This is a genomic window from Gallaecimonas sp. GXIMD4217, from assembly GCF_038087665.1.
GTDB lineage: Bacteria > Pseudomonadota > Gammaproteobacteria > Enterobacterales > Gallaecimonadaceae > Gallaecimonas.
This window is the reverse complement of record NZ_CP149925.1, coordinates 948,039-966,677: the sequence shown is the minus strand read 5'-3', so window position 1 is coordinate 966,677 and position 18,639 is coordinate 948,039. Positions and strand designations below refer to the sequence as shown.

General features: G+C 63.0%; 18 protein-coding genes. 4 read left to right on the top strand and 14 right to left on the bottom strand.

Translation table 11 applies throughout. The annotated features are described in order from the left end of the window. Window positions 1-6 precede the first annotated feature (6 nt). From lpxA to rpsB, 14 genes are all read right to left on the bottom strand, one after another. Entirely contained in the window at window positions 7-786 is a 780-nt protein-coding gene (gene lpxA, locus WDB71_RS04775; RefSeq protein WP_341504181.1) for an acyl-ACP--UDP-N-acetylglucosamine O-acyltransferase, read from the bottom strand. Further along, window positions 783-1,235, bottom strand: coding sequence for a 3-hydroxyacyl-ACP dehydratase FabZ (fabZ, locus tag WDB71_RS04770; protein WP_341503499.1), 453 nt, complete (start codon window positions 1,233-1,235; stop codon window positions 783-785). Before fabZ ends, lpxA begins: the two co-directional genes overlap by 4 nt. A gap of 25 nt (window positions 1,236-1,260) precedes the next feature. Then, entirely contained in the window at window positions 1,261-2,298 is a 1,038-nt protein-coding gene (lpxD, locus tag WDB71_RS04765) for a UDP-3-O-(3-hydroxymyristoyl)glucosamine N-acyltransferase (protein WP_341503498.1), read from the bottom strand. 3 nt (window positions 2,299-2,301) lie between these two features. Further along, window positions 2,302-2,817, bottom strand: a complete 516-nt coding sequence (locus WDB71_RS04760; protein ID WP_341503497.1) for an OmpH family outer membrane protein — start codon at window positions 2,815-2,817, stop codon at window positions 2,302-2,304. Between the two features lie 27 nt (window positions 2,818-2,844). Next, the gene (gene udp / locus WDB71_RS04755; RefSeq protein ID WP_341503496.1) at window positions 2,845-3,597 is read right to left on the bottom strand and encodes a uridine phosphorylase; all 753 of its coding nucleotides are present in this window, start codon (window positions 3,595-3,597) and stop codon (window positions 2,845-2,847) included. A gap of 9 nt (window positions 3,598-3,606) precedes the next feature. Next, complete coding sequence (bamA, locus tag WDB71_RS04750) at window positions 3,607-6,012, bottom strand: outer membrane protein assembly factor BamA (RefSeq protein ID WP_341503495.1); 2,406 nt, start codon at window positions 6,010-6,012, stop codon at window positions 3,607-3,609. Between the two features lie 95 nt (window positions 6,013-6,107). Then, window positions 6,108-7,454 (bottom strand): sigma E protease regulator RseP, encoded by a 1,347-nt coding sequence (gene rseP / locus WDB71_RS04745; protein ID WP_341503494.1) that lies wholly within the window; start codon window positions 7,452-7,454, stop codon window positions 6,108-6,110. Beyond that, window positions 7,448-8,629 carry a 1-deoxy-D-xylulose-5-phosphate reductoisomerase gene (gene ispC, locus WDB71_RS04740; RefSeq protein ID WP_341503493.1) on the bottom strand — a complete coding sequence of 394 codons (1,182 nt, stop codon included), beginning with the start codon at window positions 8,627-8,629 and terminating at the stop codon, window positions 7,448-7,450. Before ispC ends, rseP begins: the two co-directional genes overlap by 7 nt. Further along, on the bottom strand, window positions 8,629-9,489 hold the full coding sequence (locus WDB71_RS04735; RefSeq protein ID WP_341503492.1) for a phosphatidate cytidylyltransferase: 861 nt from the start codon (window positions 9,487-9,489) through the stop codon (window positions 8,629-8,631). Before WDB71_RS04735 ends, ispC begins: the two co-directional genes overlap by 1 nt. A gap of 3 nt (window positions 9,490-9,492) precedes the next feature. Beyond that, window positions 9,493-10,269, bottom strand: a complete 777-nt coding sequence (locus WDB71_RS04730; RefSeq protein WP_341503491.1) for an isoprenyl transferase — start codon at window positions 10,267-10,269, stop codon at window positions 9,493-9,495. 81 nt (window positions 10,270-10,350) lie between these two features. Beyond that, window positions 10,351-10,908 (bottom strand): ribosome recycling factor, encoded by a 558-nt coding sequence (frr, locus tag WDB71_RS04725; RefSeq protein ID WP_341503490.1) that lies wholly within the window; start codon window positions 10,906-10,908, stop codon window positions 10,351-10,353. Between the two features lie 31 nt (window positions 10,909-10,939). After that, complete coding sequence (gene pyrH, locus WDB71_RS04720; protein ID WP_341503489.1) at window positions 10,940-11,671, bottom strand: UMP kinase; 732 nt, start codon at window positions 11,669-11,671, stop codon at window positions 10,940-10,942. A 91-nt stretch (window positions 11,672-11,762) separates the two neighbouring features. Beyond that, window positions 11,763-12,638, bottom strand: a complete 876-nt coding sequence (gene tsf, locus WDB71_RS04715) for a translation elongation factor Ts (RefSeq protein WP_341503488.1) — start codon at window positions 12,636-12,638, stop codon at window positions 11,763-11,765. Between the two features lie 106 nt (window positions 12,639-12,744). Further along, on the bottom strand, window positions 12,745-13,467 hold the full coding sequence (gene rpsB / locus WDB71_RS04710) for a 30S ribosomal protein S2 (RefSeq protein WP_341503487.1): 723 nt from the start codon (window positions 13,465-13,467) through the stop codon (window positions 12,745-12,747). Between the two features lie 216 nt (window positions 13,468-13,683). Between rpsB and map the strand changes: the two genes are divergently transcribed. The 4 genes from map (at window position 13,684) to WDB71_RS04690 (ending at window position 18,605) form a co-directional block, all read left to right on the top strand. Further along, the gene (map, locus tag WDB71_RS04705; RefSeq protein WP_341503486.1) at window positions 13,684-14,472 is read left to right on the top strand and encodes a type I methionyl aminopeptidase; all 789 of its coding nucleotides are present in this window, start codon (window positions 13,684-13,686) and stop codon (window positions 14,470-14,472) included. 57 nt (window positions 14,473-14,529) lie between these two features. Beyond that, window positions 14,530-17,124 (top strand): [protein-PII] uridylyltransferase, encoded by a 2,595-nt coding sequence (gene glnD, locus WDB71_RS04700; protein ID WP_341503485.1) that lies wholly within the window; start codon window positions 14,530-14,532, stop codon window positions 17,122-17,124. A gap of 17 nt (window positions 17,125-17,141) precedes the next feature. Beyond that, window positions 17,142-17,966, top strand: a complete 825-nt coding sequence (gene dapD / locus WDB71_RS04695) for a 2,3,4,5-tetrahydropyridine-2,6-dicarboxylate N-succinyltransferase (protein ID WP_341503484.1) — start codon at window positions 17,142-17,144, stop codon at window positions 17,964-17,966. Between the two features lie 141 nt (window positions 17,967-18,107). Further along, window positions 18,108-18,605, top strand: a complete 498-nt coding sequence (locus WDB71_RS04690) for a CHRD domain-containing protein (protein WP_341503483.1) — start codon at window positions 18,108-18,110, stop codon at window positions 18,603-18,605. Window positions 18,606-18,639 lie beyond the last annotated feature (34 nt).

Genomic DNA, 18,639 nt, shown 5'->3' with positions numbered 1-18,639 from the left:
GTTACCTTAGCGGATCAGGCCGCGTTCGGAATTGTCGATGAAGGTCAGGAAGTCGCTGACCAGGGGCTGCTCCGCCGCCAGGACGGCGATCTGCTCCCTGGCCTCGGCCAGGGTCAGGCCTTCCCGGTACAGGACCTTGTAGGCCTGGCGCAGGGCCTTGATGGCGTCCTTGTCGAAGCCGCGGCGCTTGAGGCCTTCCAGGTTCAGGCCGTGGGGCGCGGCACGCATGCCGGACGCCATCACATAGGGCGGCACGTCCTGGACCACCAGGGAGCTGGCGCCGATGAAGGCGTGCTCGCCGATGTGGCAGAACTGATGCACCCCGGTCATGCCGCCAAGGATGGCCCAGTCGCCCACCTTGACGTGGCCGGCGATGGAGGCGTTGTTGGCCAGGATGCAGTTGTCGCCAACGATGCAGTCGTGGGCCACGTGCACATAGGCCATCAGCAGGTTGTTGGAGCCGATCCTGGTCAGGCTCTGATCCTGCACTGTGCCCCTGTGGATGGTGACGCTCTCGCGAATGACGTTGTTGTCACCTATCTCCAGCCGGGTCGGCTCGCCGGCGTACTTCTTGTCCTGGCACTCTTCGCCCACGGAGGCAAACTGGAAGATCTGGTTGCCCTTGCCAATGGTGGTGGGGCCCTTGATCACCACATGGGAGTGGATCACGGTGTCGTCGCCGATTTCCACGTCGGGGCCGATATAGGACCAGGGGCCAACGCTGACATTGGCGCCCAGCCTGGCCTTGGGATCAACAATTGCCTGGGGATGAATCACGGTGTTCAGATCTCGCGTTTGGCGCACATCAGGTCCGCTTCACAGACCACGTTGCCGTCCACCTTGGCAACGCCACGGAACTTGCCGATGCCCGCTTTGATTTTGACGATTTCCACTTCCATTACCAGGGTATCACCGGGCACGACCGGCTGCTTGAAGCGCGCGTTGTCGATGCCGGCGAAGTAATACAGAACACCGTCCGATGGCTTTTGGTTGGCGGTCTTGAAGGCCAGGATGCCGGTGGCCTGGGCCATGGCTTCGAGGATCAGGACACCCGGCATGATGGGCTTGCCGGGGAAGTGGCCTTGGAAAAAGGGCTCATTATAGGTGACGTTCTTCACCGCCACCAGGGACTCGCCGACGGTGTAGTCCACCACCTTGTCGACCAGCAGGAAAGGGTAACGGTGAGGCAGATGCTCCAGTACCTCAACCACGTCCATGGTATTCATTTCGCTCATGATCTTCCGCTTACTTGTTATGCTTTTAGTCGTTTGGAGCCTTCAGGGCCGCCAGTTCCGCTTCCAGGGCCTTGAGACGCTTGTACATCTCGTCCAGCTGGCGGAACCGGGCCGCGCTCTTGCGCCATTCCCTGTTGGGCTGGGCCGCCGTACCCGAACTGTAGACGCCCGGCTCGGTAATGGCCTTGGTGACCATGGTCATGCCGGTGATGGTCACGCCACTGGTCACTTCCAGATGCCCGGCAACACCGGCGGAGCCGCCGACGATGCAGTGGTCTCCCAGGCTGCAACTGCCGGCAAAGACGGTGTTGCCCGCCACGGCGCAGCCCTTGCCCAGGCGCACATTGTGTGCCACCTGTACCTGGTTATCCAGTATGGTGCCGTCACCAATGACGGTGTGCTCCAGGGCGCCGCGGTCTATGGTGGTGCCGGCGCCGACCTCCACATCGTTGCCGATGCGCACGCCACCGGTCTGGGGAATATGTACCCAGGTACCCTTGTCGTTGGCATAGCCAAAACCGTCGGAGCCTATCACCACGCCGGACTGGACCAGGCAGCGCTCGCCCAGCTGCACGTCGTGGTAGAGGCTGACGTTGGCCCAGAGCTTGGTACCGGCACCCAGTACGCTGTCCCTGCCGATGAAGCAGTTGGCACCGACCTGGCAATGGTCGCCGATGACCACACCGGCCTCCAGGACGGCATGGGCACCTATGGCCACGTCCTTGCCTAGCTGGACACTGGGGTCGATGACGGCGGTGGGATGGATGCCCACGGCGGCCGGCGGCGTGCTGTCCAGCAACTGGGCCACCCTGGCAAAACCCAGGTAGGGGTTGGCCATCACCAGGGCGGCGCCCTGGCGGTACTCCAGATCCTTCTCGGTGAGGATCACCGCCTCGGCCTTGGTGGACTGAAGCTGCTTGCGGTACTTGCTGTTGGCCAGGAAGGCCAGCTGGCCAGGGCCGGCCGACTCCAGGGTGTTGACCCTGCTGATGGGGATGTCGCCATCCCCGACCAGCTTGGCGTCCAGGGTCTTGGCCAGCTCAGCGAGCGAAATCACGGCCATTGCTTAGTTGCCCTTGGAAACCTTGTCGATGACCTTGGCGGAGATGTCCACGTCGCTCTTGATGTAGGCCACGGCGTTGCGCTGCAGTACCACGTCGTAGTTGCCGGAAGCGGCCACTTCGTTGATGGCGGTCTGGATCTTCTCCAGCAGCATGTTGCGCTCGTCACCCTGGCGCTTGCGCATGTCTTCGTCCATGGCCTTGCGCTTGAGCTGGTAGTCGGCCTGCAGGGATTCCATCTTGCGGCTCAGCTCTTTCTTCTGGTCGTCGGTCATGATGGCGCCATCACGACGGGCCTTTTCGGCCAGGCCCTGCATCTCTTCCTCGAGCTTGCGCACGGCTTCGATGCGGTCGGCAAATTCGGCCTTGAGCTTGCTTTCCACCATTTCGCGCTGGGGCAGGGCCTGGAAGATACGCCCCATGTCGACCACGGCGATCTTGCCTTCGGCGGCGGCCGGCATGGCCAGGGTGGCGGCGGACAGAGCCAGTCCCAGACCGGCGGCATTAATCAGCTTTTTCAATGTGGTTCTCCTTATTGTATTTGCGCCTTACAGCAGCCTGGCGGCGGCCGCGACGACGATCTCGATGGCATGGGCTTCCACGGCTGCCACCTTGGCTTCATCCGGGATCTCCTGCTGAGTCCGGTTAACAAGTACACCAGCAACGCAGCCGGCCTTGAGGCCGGAGCTGGCGCACATGGTCAGCAAGGTTGCCGACTCCATTTCGTAGTTGAGCACGCCCATGGACTGCCACTCTTCGAGGGAGCCGCGAAAGCGCTGCACGACCCGGCCGGAGAAGGTGTCGTAACGCTCCTGACCGGGGTAGAAGGTATCGCTGGAGGCGGTCACGCCGATATGGGGCTGGGTGCCCAGCTCACGGGCCGCTTCCACCATGGCGGTGGTGCACTGGAAATCGGACACCGCCGGGAATTCCATGGGCGCGAAATGCAGGCTGGCGCCGTCCAGGCGCACCGAGGCGTTGGTGACGATGACGTCGCCCACCTGTACATGGGGCTGGATGGCGCCCGTGGTGCCGACCCGCAGGAAGGTACGCACGCCCAGCTGGGCCAGCTCTTCCACGGCGATGGAGGTGGAGGGTCCGCCGATACCGGTGGAACAGACCACCACCGGCTTGCCCTTGAGCTCGCCGCGCCACAGCGTGTATTCACGCTGGCTGGCCAGGAACACCGGGTTGTCCAGGTGTTTGGCGATGCGTTCGACCCGGGCCGGATCGCCCGGCACTATGGCCAGGGTGGCGCCGGCCAGATCGGCTTCACTTACACCCAGGTGAAACTTGCCCATAGTCGCTCCTTAGAATGTGGTGCCGATGTTGAAAGAGAAGAATTCGGTCTGATCGCCGTCCTGCTTCTTCAGCGGGCGGGCAAAGCTGAACACCATGGGCCCCATGGGAGACAGCCACTGCAGGCTCAGACCGTAGGACGCCCGGTAGGCGCCGGCATCGGCATAATCGTAGAGGGCACCGCCGTTGTTGGAGGACACCACCTCCAGATTGCGGTACTTGTCGAAATCAAACTCGGTGTCCCAGACGTTGCCCACGTCCACAAAGAAGGAGGTGCGCACCGAGTTCTTGTAGGCCTCGTCCAGGAAGGGCGTCGGCACGATCATTTCCAGGGTCGCCGTGGCCATGGCGTTACCGCCGATGGCACCACCCAGGGCCAGCTGGTCCTCGGAAGGCGGCAGCAGTATGGACGAACCGTCCTCGCCGGCGCCGACGGTCTGGGCCTGGCGGAAGATGGCCTTGGGGCCGACGGTATTGGACTCGAAGCCCCTCAAGGTTTGGGCGCCACCGGCATAGAAGTGCTCCCAGAACGGCAGGATCGCGTCCTGGCCGTTGACGGTGCCATAGCCGTTGGCATAACCCAGGCTCATGTTGGCGGACAGCACCCAGTCGTGGTTACGGTCGATGGGCCAGTAATGACGGGTGCTGGCCTTGAACTTGGCATAGGTGATGGTGGAGCTGGGAATGGAACCGGAGATACCGATACTCTGGCTGGAACCTGAGGACGGGAAGGTGCCCCGGTTCAGGGTAGAGCGGCTCCAGTCCGCGGCCAGTACCACTTCGTCGAACTCAATCTTGCCGTCCAGGATGTCCTGGCCACTGTAGATATCGAAGAACTCCAGGGCCTTCTCGTGGGCGGAGATGGAGTTCAGCCTGGAGTCCTTGTAGTTGACGCCCAGGCCAAGGCGGTTGTACTCGTTGATGGGGAAGCCAAGACGGGCACCCACACCAAAGGTTTCCTGGCCATAGGCTTCCAGGTAGGCATCGCCGTAGTCTATTTCGGAGAAATAGATGCTGCCGCCCAGGCTGATGGCGTCGACGGTGAAATAGGGATCCGTATAGCTGAGGTTGACGGACTTCTGGTAACGGTTGGAGTTCAACGAGATCCCCACCTGCTTACCGGTACCCAGGAAGTTTCGCTGCTGGATGCCGGCATTGAGGGACAGGCCGCCGTAGGAGCCGTAGCCGATGCCGGCCTGCAGGGAGCCCGAGGGCTGCTCCTTGACGGTGTAGGTCAGGTCCACCTGGCTGTCGTCTTCGGGCAGGCGAGTGGTTTCCACGTCCACCTTTTCGAAGTAGCCCAGGCGGTTCATGCGCTCCTTGGAGAAATCCACCAGGTTGTTGGACAACCAGGCCCCTTCCATCTGGCGGGCCTCACGACGCAGCACTTCGTCGGCCGTGGTTTCGTTGCCCTTGAAGTTGATGCGGCGCACATAGACCCGCTGGCCCGGATCCACGCTGATGGTCAGGGTCACTTCCTTGCTTTCGTCATCCACTTCCGGGATGGTCACCACCTTGGGGTAGGCATAACCGAAGCGGCCCAGGAACTTGGCCAGCATTTCCTCGGTGAAGGTGACCTCGGCGCCGTTGTAGACATCCCCTTCCTTGATGGGGATGAGCTTTTCCATCACCTCTTCCTTGCCCAGCAGGTTACCGGCCAGCTTCACGCCCTTGACCTTGTACACCTCACCTTCGCTGACATTGAGGGTGATATAGACGCCCTCGCGGCCCGGGCTCATGGAGACCTGGGTGGAGTCCACGTTGAAGCGCAGGTAGCCCCGGTCCAGGTAGTAGGAGCGCAGCGTTTCCAGATCGGACTCCAGGGTCTGCTTCTGGTAGCGCTTCTCGCTGAGCACCTGCCACCAGGCCAGCTTGTCCTTGAGCTCCAGCTGGTTCAGCAGCTCGGCATCGGAAAAGATGCTGTTGCCCACTATGTTGATCTGCTGGATCTCGGCGGCCTTGCCTTCCTTGAAGTCCAGCTTGATGGAGACCCTGTTGCGGGGCAGCGGCGTGACGATGGCATTGACGTCGGCGTCGTACTTGCCCACCGAGTAATAGAAGTCTTCCAGGCCCTTCTCGATGCCGGAGATGATGGTCCTGTCCAGGGGCTCGCCGACCCGGATCCCCTGCTCTTCCAGGCTCTGGTTGAGCTGCTCTTCCTTGATGTCCTTGTTGCCCACAAAGGTGACCGAGCTGATGGTCGGTCTCTCCTTGACGCGGATCACCAGGTCGTTGCCGTCACGCAGCACTTCGATGTTTTCGAAATGGGTGGAGGAATAGAGGGCACGGATCAGCTGTGCCACCCTGGCGTCGTCGACGAAATCACCGGCCTTGACCGGCACATAGGTCAGGGCTGCTCCCAGGGCTACCCGCTGCAGGCCTTCGACACGGATGTCCTGGACCTTGAAGCTTTCCATCGCTTGCGCCTGCCCGGCCAACGCGGCCAGCACAGACGCGCAAAGCAGAGATTGCACGGCTCTCATGTTGTGATTCTTTTCCGTTCTTGCTTCGCCTATAGCCTGGCGAAGTCATTGAATAAGGCAATGCCCATCAGTAGCAGGAGCAACACGGCTCCCAGGCGAAAGGCCATCTCCTGGGCCTTTTCGGACAGCGGCTTGCCACGCACCCCTTCCATCAGGAAGAACAGCAGGTGACCACCGTCCAGCACGGGCAAGGGCAGCAGATTGATGATGCCCAGATTAACACTGATAAGCCCCAAAAAACCAAGAAAATACACCAACCCGAAGCTGGCCGTGGCCCCGGCGCCCTGCGCGATACCTATGGGACCGGACAGGTGGGCCAGGTCGATATCGCCGGTCAGAAACTTCCACAGGGTACCCAGGGTCAGGGTGGTCATCTGCCAGGTCTTGACGCTGCCCTGCCACAGGGCTTCCAGGGGGCCGTACTGCACCTCTATGACCATGCCTTCTGGCCAGGGTTCGAACTGGGGCACCACCCCCAGGTAACCCTGAATGCGGCCATCGATCTCTCGGGCCTGGGGCACCAGGTTCAACGCCAGCTCCCTGTCATCCCGCCGCACCCGCAGCGACAGCGCCTGGCCCGGGCTCTGCTGTATCTTCTCGACGAAGAGTTGCCAGTCCTGGATGGCTTCGCCGTCCAGGGCCAGCAACTCGTCGCCTGGCTTCAGACCCGCCCTGTCGCCGGCAAGTTCCTTAACAACCTGGGCAATGATGGGCTTGGCCTTGGGGGTAAAGGGCACCAGCCCCAAAGAACGCAGCGCCGAGCCATCTTCAGGCAGGGTCCAGGTGCGGATATCCAGGGCCAGCCGGCGCTGGTAGCCGGCATCATCCCGAACGGACAGGGTCAGGCTGTCCTCGCCGATGGCATCCACCAGGGCCAGGTTGATGTCCTGCCAGGTGCGCACCTTCTGGCCATCCACGGCCAGGATCTCGGCGCCGACCGGTACAGCGGCCTCGGCGGCGATGGATTGAGGCTGGATCTCACCCACCACGGGTTTGACCGTCTGCAGGCCCAGCATGCCCACCAGCCAGTAGGCGGCGATGGCAAAGAGGAAATTGGCGGCAGGGCCGGCAGCGACGATGGCGCTGCGCACCGGCAGCGACTGGCTGTTGAAGGCCTGGTGACGGTATTCGGCCGGCACCGGCTCGACCCGCTCGTCGAGCATCTTCACATAGCCGCCCAGGGGAATGGCGGCTACCACGTACTGGGTGCCGTCCTTGCCCTGGCGTTGCCACAGCGGCTTGCCGAAGCCGATGGAGAAACGCTCCACCCTGACCCCGGCCTTCCTGGCCACCCAGAAGTGGCCATATTCATGGATGGTCACCAGCAGCCCCAGGGCCACCAGGAAGAAAAACAGCGTCCAGATAACACTCAGCATGACGACACCAGACCTGCCGCCAGGGTGCGGCTTTGTTGATCCAGGGCCAGGATACCATCCAGGTCGTTCACCGAGAAATGGCCCAGCTGTTCCAGGCATCGGGCCACCAGGGTGGCGATGCCGGTGAAGGCCAGCCTGCCGTCCAGGAAGGCGGCCACCGCCACCTCGTTGGCGGCGTTCAGCACCGTGGTGGCGCCCTGCCCCGCCTTGCAGGCGTCAATGGCCAGCGCCAGGCAGGGATAGCGCTCGGCACAGGGCTTGTCGAAGGTGAACTGGCCGACGCTGAAGAAGTCGAGCTCGGCCACGCCGGCGGCGATGCGCTCCGGGTAGGCCATGGCATGGGCGATGGGGGTGCGCATGTCCGGGCTGCCCATCTGGGCCAGCACCGAGCCGTCGGCGTAACGGACCATGGAATGGATCACGCTCTGGGGGTGCAGCACCACCTGGATATCCTCGGCCCGGCAGCCAAACAGCCACTTGGCCTCGATGAACTCCAGGCCCTTGTTCATCATGGTGGCGGAGTCCACGGAGATCTTCTGGCCCATGGACCAGTTGGGGTGGGCCACCGCCTCGGCGGGGGTGATGGCCTCGAAGCTGGCCAGCTCTCGGGTGCGGAAGGGGCCGCCCGAGCCGGTCAGCAGGATCTGGGTGACCCCGCCCTTGGCCAGGGGTTCGCCCTGCTGGCAAAGGTGCGGCAGGGACTGGAAGATGGCGTTGTGCTCGGAGTCGATGGGCAGCAGCTCGGCGCCATGGCGCCTGACTTCGTCCATGAACAGGGCCCCGGACATCACCAGCGCCTCCTTGTTGGCCAGCAGCACCCGCTTGCCGGCACGAACCGCGGCCAGGGTCGGCAGCAGGCCGGCGGCGCCGACGATGGCCGCCATCACCTGGCTCGCATCCGGGTGCCGGGCGATGTCCTCCAGGGCCTGGGCACCGGTCAGCAGCTCCGTGGCCAGGCCGGCGGCCTTGATCTGCCCGGCCAGCCAGCTTGCCTTGCCGTCGTCCACCAGCACCGCCACCTGGGGTCGGAACTCCTGGATCTGCGCCCACAGCTTGTCGGCACTGGAATGGGCCGACAGCGCCACCACCTTGAAGCGGGCCGGGTTGCGGCGAATGACGTCCAGGGTGGACTCGCCGATGGAGCCGGTGGCTCCAAGGATCACCACACCCTGCATCAGACCCCCATGGCCAGCATCACCAGCACGAACACCGGTACCGCCGCGGTAATGGAATCGATACGGTCAAGGATGCCGCCGTGGCCGGGCAGGATGGAGCCGGAGTCCTTGATGCCGGCCTCACGCTTGAGCATGGACTCGGACAGGTCGCCGAGGATGGAGGCCAGCACCGCAAACAGGCTGGCGCTCACCAGGGCACTGGGGGACAGGGCGGCCGGCGCCTGACTGATGGCGATGGCGGCCACCAGCAGGGCCAGGCCGATGCCGCCCAGGGCGCCTTCCAGGGTCTTGCCCGGGCTGACCCTGGGGGCCAGCTTGTGCTTGCCGAAGCGGCGGCCGACGAAGTAGGCGCCGGTGTCGGCGGCCCACACCAGCAGCAGCACGTAGAGGATGGCCAGGGCGCCATGCAGGGGCGCCACGTCGTAATGCCAGCTGCGCAGGATCTGCAGCCCGGCCCAGGCCGGGATCAGGGTCAGCACGCCGAAGATGAGCCGCCAGCTGCGGTGGTTCTGCCAAAAGCGCACCGGCTCCGGATATTGATAGGCCAGCAGCGCCGCCAGCACCCACCAGAAGCCCCCCAGCAGCACCGGCAGGCTGTACAGGCTGGCCGGCAGGCCATCGGCCCACAGCTGACTGACCGGTATCAGCAGCTGCATCAGGGCCATGAGGGCCAGGGCGGCCAGGGAGGCCAGGGCACGGCCGAACTTGCTGGCAAAACCGGCCAGGGGCGCCCATTCCCAGGCCCCCAGGGCCAGGACCAGGGCAGAGGCCCAGGCGAAACCGTCCAGGGGCAACAGGAAGATGGCCGCGAAGGCCAGCGGCAGGAGAATAAGGGCGGTGATGACCCGTTGTTTCAGCAAAATCTATTCCTTCTCTTTCTCGTCCAGCCAGGCCCTTACCTGGGCACCGGTACAGCCAAAACGACGTTCACGGCTGACGAAGGCGGCAATGGCATCGGTCAGGGCTTCGGCATCGAAATCCGGCCAGAGGGTATCGGTAAAGTACAGCTCAGCATAGGCCAGTTGCCAAAGCAGAAAATTGGAGATCCGGCAGTCGCCGCCGGTGCGGATCATCAGATCCACCGGCGGCTGCTCGGCCAGCACGACCTGCTCGCCCAGCGTCTGCTCGTCGATGTCGTCGACGGCCAGCTCACCGGCCGCCACCCGGGCCGCCAGGACCTTGGTGGCCTGGGCGATATCCCAGCGTCCGCCGTAGTTGGCCGCCACGTTGAGCACCAGGCCGGTATTGTGCTCGGTCAGGGCCTCGGCGTCGGCGATCTTCTTCTGCAGCCTGGGGGACAGCGCCTGGGTATCGCCGATGATGCGCAGGCGGATATTGTTCTTGTGGAGCTTCTTGACCTCACGCCCCAGCACCAGCATGAACAGCTCCATCAGGAAATTCACTTCTTCCTGGGGGCGACGCCAGTTTTCGGAGGAAAAGGCAAAGAGGGTCAGGGCTTCCACGCCCAGCTTGCGGGCACAACGGACCGTTTCCCGGACCGCTTCCACCCCTTGCTTGTGACCCATCACCCGGCGTTGGCCACGCTGCTCAGCCCAGCGGCCGTTACCGTCCATGATGATGGCGATATGGCGGGGCATCGCCTGCTTGGCCTCTGCCAGAAATGCGGGGACTTCGGACATCAACAGGCTACCTTGGTCAGATATAAAACAAACGCCGTGCAGTTACCTGCACGGCGCTCGAAACTATACCTTGAACCGGCCTTAGATTTCCATCAGCTCGGCTTCTTTGGCGGCCAGCAGCTCGTCCACGCCCTTGATGGCGGCGTCGGTCAGCTTCTGGATCTCGTCCTGGGCACGGCGCTCTTCGTCCTCGGAAATTTCCTTGTCCTTGAGCAGGGCCTTGATGTCGCTGTTGGCATCGCGACGGACGTTGCGGATGGCAACGCGGCCGTTCTCGGCCTCGCCACGCACCAGCTTGACCATGTCCTTACGGCGCTCCTCGGTCAGCGGCGGCAGCGGGATGCGGATGATGGCACCGGCGCTCATGGGGTTCAGGCCCAGATCGGAGGTCATGATGGCCTTTTCCACGGCCTGGATCATGTTGCGGTCGAACACCTGCACGCTCAGGGTGCGGGCGTCTTCGGCAGTGACGTTGGCCAGCTGGTTCAACGGCGTGGCGGCACCATAGTATTCGACACGGATGCTGTCGAGCAGGCTGGGATGGGCACGGCCGGTGCGGATCTTGGCCATCTGGCTCTTGGTGGCTTCCAGGCTCTTGTCCATGCGCGCCTTGGCGTCGGCTTTAATCTCGTTAATCACGGGGCTAGGTCCTTAATCTTGCTTGTCGAACTTATTCTGGGTGGCTGATCAGGGTGCCTTCGTCTTCACCCATCACCACGGCCTTGAGGGCACCGGGCTTGTTCATATTGAAGACGCGGATGGGCAGGCCGTGATCACGGGCCAGGGTAAAGGCCGCCAGGTCCATGACCTTGAGCTCCTGCTCCAGAACGTCCTGATAAGTGAGCCTATCATACTTCACCGCATCCGGGTTTTTCACCGGATCGTCGGAGTAGACACCGTCGACCTTGGTGGCCTTGAGCACGCAGTCGGCCTCGATCTCGATGCCACGCAGGCAGGCGGCGGAATCCGTGGTGAAGAAGGGGTTGCCGGTACCGGCGGAGAAGATCACGACCCGGCCGGCACGCAGCAGGCTGATGGCCTCGGCCCAGTTGTAGGAATCGCAGACACCCTTGAGGTCGATGGCGGACATCAGACGGGCGTTGACATAAGCACGGTGCAGCGCGTCACGCATGGCCAGGCCGTTCATGACGGTGGCCAGCATCCCCATGTGGTCACCCACGACCCTGTTCATGCCGGCCTCGGCCAGGCCCCGACCGCGGAACAGGTTGCCGCCGCCGATCACCAGGCCCACCTGGATGCCCAGCTCAATCAGCTCCTTGATCTCGGCGGCCATGCGGTCGAGCACCTTGGGGTCTATGCCGAAGCCTTCCTCACCCATCAGGGCTTCGCCGGAGAGCTTCAAGAGAATGCGTCGAAAATGGGGTTTGGGTGTGCTGCTCATGATCCTTCTCACCTAGATGCAACAGGGCCGCGCCCGCAAAGCGGCCGCGGCCAAGAATAATGAGGGCCGGCCAAACCGGCCCCAAAGGGACTTACTGCTTGGCAGCGGCAGCAGCTTGCTGGGCTACTTCGGTAGCGAAGTCCACAACTTCCTTCTCGATACCTTCGCCCACTTCGAAGCGGATGAAGGATTTGACGTCGGCGCCTTTTTCTTTCAGCAGCTGACCTACGGAGATGGACGGATCCTTGACGAAGGGCTGACCGGTCAGGGAGATCTCACCGGTGAACTTCTTCATGCGGCCTTCAACCATCTTCTCGGCAATTTCCTGAGGCTTGCCAGACTGCATGGCGATGTCGATCTGGATCTGACGCTCCTTCGCGACAACCTCGGCAGCCACGTCTTCGGGCTTGACGAACTCGGGCTTGGACGCGGCAACGTGCATGGCAACGTCTTTGGCCAGCTCTTCGTCACCACCTTCCAGTACGGCCACAACGCCGATACGGCTGCCGTGCTTGTACACGCCCAGGTTGGCGCCTTCAACGATGCTCACACGGCGGAAGCTCATGTTCTCACCGATCTTGGCGATCAGGTTGGTGCGAGTGGTGTCCAGGGTCTCACCGTCGATTTCGGTGGCGGCCAGGGTCTCGATGTCGTTGATGTTGTTGGCCAGGGCAGCCTTGGCGGCGGCGTTGGCCAGGGCCAGGAAGGACTCATCCTTGGCAACGAAGTCGGTTTCGCAGTTCATTTCCAGGATGGCGGCCTTGTCGCCTTCCTGAGCGATGATGATGGTGCCCTCGGCGGCAACGCGGCCGGCCTTCTTGGCAGCCTTGGCTTGACCGCTCTTACGCATCAGCTCGATCGCCGCTTCGATGTCGCCGTTGGTTTCGGTCAGGGCCTTTTTACAATCCATCATGCCAGCGCCGGTGCGCTCGCGCAGTTCTTTTACCAGGGCAGCAGTAATTGCCATGTTCAAATCCTCGGTTGTCGGACTTTGCCAAGAAACGGGGGCCTTTTAAGGGGCCCCCATTAACCATTTCTGTCCTCGATGGTCAATCAAGGGCGTAGTAATTGCCTTACTCGGCAGCTTCTACGAACTCGCCTTCGCCCGCAACGTCACCCAGCTTGGAGTTGTTGACGGTGTCGGCAACGGCGTTGACGTACAGCTGGATGGCGCGGATAGCGTCATCGTTACCCGGGACAACGTAGTCAACGCCATCCGGATCGGAGTTGGTATCTACTACGGCAACGACCGGGATACCCAGGTTGTTGGCTTCCTTGATGGCGATGTGCTCGTGGTCGGCACCGATCACGAACAGCACGTCAGGCAGACCGCCCATGTCTTTGATACCGCCCAGGCTCTTCTCCAGCTTTTCCATTTCGCGAGAACGCATCAGCGCTTCTTTCTTGGTCAGCTTTTCGAAGGTGCCGTCTTGGGACTGGGCTTCCAGGTCCTTCAGACGCTTGATGGACTGACGAACGGTCTTCCAGTTGGTCAGCATACCACCCAGCCAGCGGTGGTTGACGTAGAACTGGCCGCACTTGCTGGCCGCTTCCTTGACCGCTTCGCTGGCAGCGCGCTTGGTACCGACGAACAGGATCTTGCCCTTGTTACCGGCCACGGAGGACAGGTAGTTCAGAGCGTCGTTGAACATCGGCAGGGTCTGCTCAAGGTTGATGATGTGAACCTTGTTACGGGCACCGAAGATGTATTGCTTCATCTTGGGGTTCCAGTAACGGGTCTGGTGACCGAAGTGGACACCGGACTTGAGCATGTCGCGCATGGTAACGTTAGCCATGTATAAATTCTCCAAAATGGGGTTAGGCCTCCACGGTCCCCATGTGTCCGACCCTTGCGGGCACCCCGGCACATGTACAGTCCCGTGTGTGGTTTAATGGTTTAGGGCAGTTCGATTTGCGAATTGCCGGCGCGCTTTATACCATATTGCGCTTGCAAAAACCAAGGCCATGAGCCGTATTTAAGACGGTTCAGAGCCCGCCGAAAGAGTAGCCGAATGAGTGCCATAATCAAGACGCCACAAGAGATCGAAAAGATGCGCGTGGCCGGCCGGCTGGCCGCCGAAGTGCTGGACATGCTGGGCCCCCACGTCAAGAAGGGCGTGACCACGGACGAGTTGAACCAGATCGCCCACGATTACATCGTCAACGAGCAGCAGGCGGTACCGGCGCCGCTGAACTACCACGGTTTCCCCAAGTCCATCTGTACCTCGGTCAACCACGTGATCTGTCACGGCATCCCCAGTGACAAGAAGCTCAAGGACGGCGACATCATCAACATCGACGTGACCGTCATCAAGGACGGTTACCACGGCGACACCTCGCGCATGTACGTGGTGGGCCAGCCCTCCATCCAGGCCGAGCGCCTGATCAAGGTGACCCAGGAATCCCTGTACCTGGCCATCAAGATGGTCAAGCCGGGCGTCAAGCTGGGTGATATCGGCCACGCCATCCAGCAGCACGTGGAAAAGCACCAGTATTCGGTGGTGCGTGAATACTGCGGCCACGGCATCGGCAAGGACTTCCACGAGGAGCCCCAGGTGCTGCACTACGGCAAGCCCGGCACCGGCACCGAGCTGCAGGCCGGCATGTGCCTGACCATCGAGCCCATGGTCAATGTCGGCAAGCCCCACTGCAAGCTGCTTGGCGACGGCTGGACAGTGGTCACCAAGGACCGCAGCCTGTCCGCCCAGTTCGAGCACACCCTGCTGGTCACCGACAATGGCGTGGAAGTGCTGACCTGGCGGGAAGAGGAAACGGCACTGCCGAAGATCATCGAACATTGACAAGAGGCCCTTTACGGGGCCTTTTTTATAGCCAGAGCCCAGCCGTACAGGCCCGCCATGAACGACATCACTCAACACCTTCGCCACCGCCTCCAGGAACACCTGGACAGCCTCAAGGCCCGCCAGAGCCCGGATGCCGATATCCAGGCCCTGGTCGTTGAACGCGCCCAGCTGATGGACCAGCTGCTCATCGAACTCTGGCAAAGCCTGGGCCTGGGCCAGGGACAACTGGCGCTGATCGCCGTCGGCGGCTATGGCCGTGGCGAGCTGCATCCCTTTTCCGACATCGACCTGCTGGTGCTGAGCGAGAGCGAACTGGCCGAGCACGAGCAGGAGAGCGTCGGCCGCTTCATCACCGCCCTCTGGGATGCCCGCCTGGATGTGGGCCACGCCACCCGCACCCTGGACGACTGCCTGGCCCAGGCCAGGGATGACATCACCATCGCCACCAACCTGCTGGAGGCCAGGCTGCTGGCCGGCAGCCCGGCGCTGTTCGCTTCCCTCAAGGCCGGCCTGGAGCCGGGCCAATGCTGGCCTGTGGCCGACTTTTTCCAGGCCAAGGTAGAGGAGCAGAAGGGCCGCCACGGCCGCTTCGATTCCACGTCCTACAACCTGGAGCCCAACCTCAAGTCCAATCCCGGCGGCCTTCGCGATGTCCAGACCGTGGTCTGGGTGCTGCTCAGGCACCTCAACCGCCACGATCTGGCCGCCCTGGCCGAACAGGGCTGGCTGAGCCAGGAGGAGCTTGACGAGCTGGTGCAATGCCGGGATTTCCTGTGGCGGGTGCGCTTCGCCCTGCACCTGGCCGCCAATCGCAACGAGAACCGGCTGCTGTTCGATCACCAGCCGCTGGTGGCCCAGCTGCTGGGCTACGGCGACGACACCCGCGCCGCCGTCGAGGCCATGATGCAGCAGCTCTACCAGGTGCTGCGGCGGGTTTCGGAACTCAACACCATACTGCTGCAGGTGCTGGCCGACGAGCTCAGCGACAGCACCCCGGAGGTGAAGCCCCTGGATGCGCATTTCAGGGCCGAAGGCCAGCTGCTGTGCGCCAACTTCCCGGAGCAGCTGGCCCGGGATCCGGAGCAGCTGCTGGAACTGTTCCTGCACCTGGCCAGAAATTCCAACCTCAAGGGCATAGGTGCCACCACCCTGAGGCAGATCCGCATCGCCCGCCGCCAGCTCGACGAGCCGCTGTGCGAGCACGCCGGCTGCCGGGAGCGCTTCATGGCGCTGCTGCGCCACCCCAGGGGCATGGGCCTGCCGTTTCGCCTGATGCACCGCCACGGCATACTGGCCGCCTATTTCCCGGCCTGGCGCCAGATCGTCGGCCAGATGCAGTTCGATCTCTTCCATGCCTACACCGTCGACGAACACACCTTCAGGGTGGTGCGTAACATCCACCGCTTCTCCCAGGCCAAGCATGCCGAGGAATTTCCCCTGGCCAGCCTGCTGGTCAGGCAGATGCGCAAGCCGGAGCTGCTGTACCTGGCCGCCATCTTCCACGACATCGCCAAGGGCCGCGGCGGCGATCACTCTGAGCTGGGCGCCGCCGACGCCATGACCTTCTGCCAGCAGCACGGCCTGCCGGACATGGATACCCGCCTGGTGGCCTGGCTGGTGGAGCACCATCTGATCATGTCGGTCACCGCCCAGCGCCGGGACATTTCCGATCCGGAGGTGATCCGCCAGTTCGCCGGCCAGGTGCGGGACGAGAACCACCTCAACCACCTCTACTGCCTGACCGTGGCCGATATCCGCGCCACCAACGACAACCTCTGGAACAACTGGAAGGGCTCGCTGCTCAGGGAGCTCTACTTCGCGGCCCAGAAGGCGCTCAGGCGCGGCCTGGAAAAGCCCATCGATTTTCGCTCCCAGATCCGCGCCCATAAGGAAGAAGCCAGGCGACTGCTGGCCGGCCAGGGCAGCAGCGCCAGTGCCCTCACCAGCCTCTGGAACCGCTTCCGGGCCGACTATTTCCTGCGTCACAGCCCGGAGCAGCTGGCCTGGCACGCCAAGGCCATACTGGCCCACGGCGACAAGGCGGCGCCCCTGGTCAAGCTGTCCAAACACACCATGCGCGGCGGCACCGAGCTGTTCCTCTACACCCAGGACAGGCCGAACCTGTTCGGCCGGGTCGCCACCGTGTTGTCGGGCAAGAACCTGTCCATCCACGACGCCCAGATCATGAACTCCAAGGACGGCTTCGCCCTGGACACCTTCGTGATCATGGAAAGGGACGGCAAGCCGGTCACCAGTCCCAGCCGCATCCAGAGCACCAGAAGGGCCCTGGAAAAGGCCCTGACCAGCGCCAAGGCGCCGGTGCTGCGCCAGACCGCCCTGCCCCGCCAGCTCAAGCCGTTCCGGGTAGCCACCGAGGTCAGCTTCCTGCCGACCCAGCGCAGTCACAGCCTGGTGGAGCTCAACGCCCTGGATCAGCCCGGCCTGCTGGCGCGGGTCGGGCAGATCTTCGCCGAATGCGGCCTCAATCTCCATGCGGCCAAGATCACCACCATAGGTGAGCGGGCCGAGGACCTGTTCATCCTCACCAATGCCGAAGGCGAAGCCCTCACCGAGACGCAGCAGAACACCCTCAGGCTTCGACTCGTGGACTCCTTACGCCCACAAAGTCATAATCGCCAGCACAGTTGATAAAGCAAGGAACCCGGATGCACCCTTTACAAGCCACCATCGAAGCGGCCTTTGACAACCGCCAGAACCTCAGCCCCAGCCAGGCCCCGGCCGACGTCAAGGCGGCCGTCAGCCAAGTGATCGCCGATCTGGACAGCGGCAAGCTGCGCGTTGCCGAAAAGATCGCCGGTGAATGGGTGGTGCATCAGTGGGTCAAGAAGGCGGTGCTGCTGTCCTTCCGCCTCCATGACAACCAGGTCATGCACGAGGCCAACACCCGTTACTACGACAAGGTGCCGCTGAAGTTCACCGACTACAGCGAAGCACGCTTTCGCGAAGAGGGCATGCGGGTGGTACCGCCGGCCACGGTGCGCCAGGGCGCCTATATCGGCAGGAACGTGGTGCTGATGCCCTCCTACGTGAACCTGGGCGCCTATGTGGACGAGGGCACCATGGTCGACACCTGGGCCACGGTGGGCAGCTGCGCCCAGATCGGCAAGAACGTGCACCTGTCCGGCGGCGTCGGCATCGGCGGCGTACTGGAGCCGCTGCAGGCCAACCCCACCATCATCGAAGACAACTGCTTCATCGGCGCCCGCTCCGAGATCGTCGAAGGGGTCATAGTCGAGGAAGGCGCGGTGATCTCCATGGGCGTCTACATCGGCCAGAGCACCCGCATCTATGATCGCGAGACCGGCCAGGTCCACTACGGCCGCGTACCGGCCGGCTCCGTGGTGGTGCCCGGCAGCCTGCCCGGCAAGGACGGCAGCCACAGCCTGTACGCCGCCATCATCGTCAAGAAGGTGGATGCCCAGACCAGGGAAAAGGTCGGCGTCAACGCCCTGCTCCGCGCCGTGGAGTAAGGAGAAAAAGGCAGCCGACAGGCTGCCTTTTTATTGCACATTGATCTAAGAATGCCCCGCACCAGCGCCATTGCCACTCTCCTGCTGACCCATAGTTAACTGGCGGCCGGCCCCCAGGCCGACGTTTAGGAGGAAATGACAATGACAAAACGAACCCAGCTGCCAAGACGCCACCTTCTTCTGGGCACCCTGCTCGCCATCGGCGCCGGCATCGCCCATGCCGGGCATAGCAATACGGTATTGACGACCCAGCTCAGTGGCCAGGAAGAAGTCGGTCCCGACGCCCGCATCGCCGGCGACCCCAACGGTCGTGGCGAAGCCTATGTGTTTGGCATAGACGGTGACGACAGCACCCTCTGTTATGTACTGACCGTGGAGAAGATCCAGCTGGTGCCGGTCGGCGACGGCATGGCGGCACATATCCACGAGGGCGCCAGGGGTGAGAATGGCCCCCCTGTGGTCTTCCTGGCCGGGCCCGAGGACGGTGACGCTGCCGACTGCATCGGCGGACTCGATGCCCTGCTGGTCCAGGACATCCTCGGTAACCCCTCGGGCTTCTACATCAACGTCCACAACCCCGAATATCCCCCCGGGGCCCTGCGGGGACAGCTGCGCGCCCTCCAGGACGGGCAGGACTAGCGACAAGGCAGCCGGTTGGCTGCCTTTTCTTCAG

Bases quoted from the DNA above. Each gene is read 5' to 3' on its own strand.
- rseP (WP_341503494.1), bottom strand. From the start codon at position 7,454: ATGCTGAGTGTTATCTGGACGCTGTTTTTCTTCCTGGTGGCCCTGGGG.
- rpsB (WP_341503487.1), bottom strand. From the start codon at position 13,467: ATGGCTAACGTTACCATGCGCGACATGCTCAAGTCCGGTGTCCACTTC.
- lpxD (WP_341503498.1), bottom strand. From the start codon at position 2,298: ATGGCCGTGATTTCGCTCGCTGAGCTGGCCAAGACCCTGGACGCCAAG.
- WDB71_RS04690 (WP_341503483.1), top strand. From the start codon at position 18,108: ATGACAAAACGAACCCAGCTGCCAAGACGCCACCTTCTTCTGGGCACC.
- pyrH (WP_341503489.1), bottom strand. From the start codon at position 11,671: ATGAGCAGCACACCCAAACCCCATTTTCGACGCATTCTCTTGAAGCTC.
- map (WP_341503486.1), top strand. From the start codon at position 13,684: ATGAGTGCCATAATCAAGACGCCACAAGAGATCGAAAAGATGCGCGTG.
- tsf (WP_341503488.1), bottom strand. From the start codon at position 12,638: ATGGCAATTACTGCTGCCCTGGTAAAAGAACTGCGCGAGCGCACCGGC.
- bamA (WP_341503495.1), bottom strand. From the start codon at position 6,012: ATGGAAAGCTTCAAGGTCCAGGACATCCGTGTCGAAGGCCTGCAGCGG.
- dapD (WP_341503484.1), top strand. From the start codon at position 17,142: ATGCACCCTTTACAAGCCACCATCGAAGCGGCCTTTGACAACCGCCAG.
- WDB71_RS04730 (WP_341503491.1), bottom strand. From the start codon at position 10,269: ATGTCCGAAGTCCCCGCATTTCTGGCAGAGGCCAAGCAGGCGATGCCC.
- glnD (WP_341503485.1), top strand. From the start codon at position 14,530: ATGAACGACATCACTCAACACCTTCGCCACCGCCTCCAGGAACACCTG.
- fabZ (WP_341503499.1), bottom strand. From the start codon at position 1,235: ATGAGCGAAATGAATACCATGGACGTGGTTGAGGTACTGGAGCATCTG.
- udp (WP_341503496.1), bottom strand. From the start codon at position 3,597: ATGGGCAAGTTTCACCTGGGTGTAAGTGAAGCCGATCTGGCCGGCGCC.
- ispC (WP_341503493.1), bottom strand. From the start codon at position 8,629: ATGCAGGGTGTGGTGATCCTTGGAGCCACCGGCTCCATCGGCGAGTCC.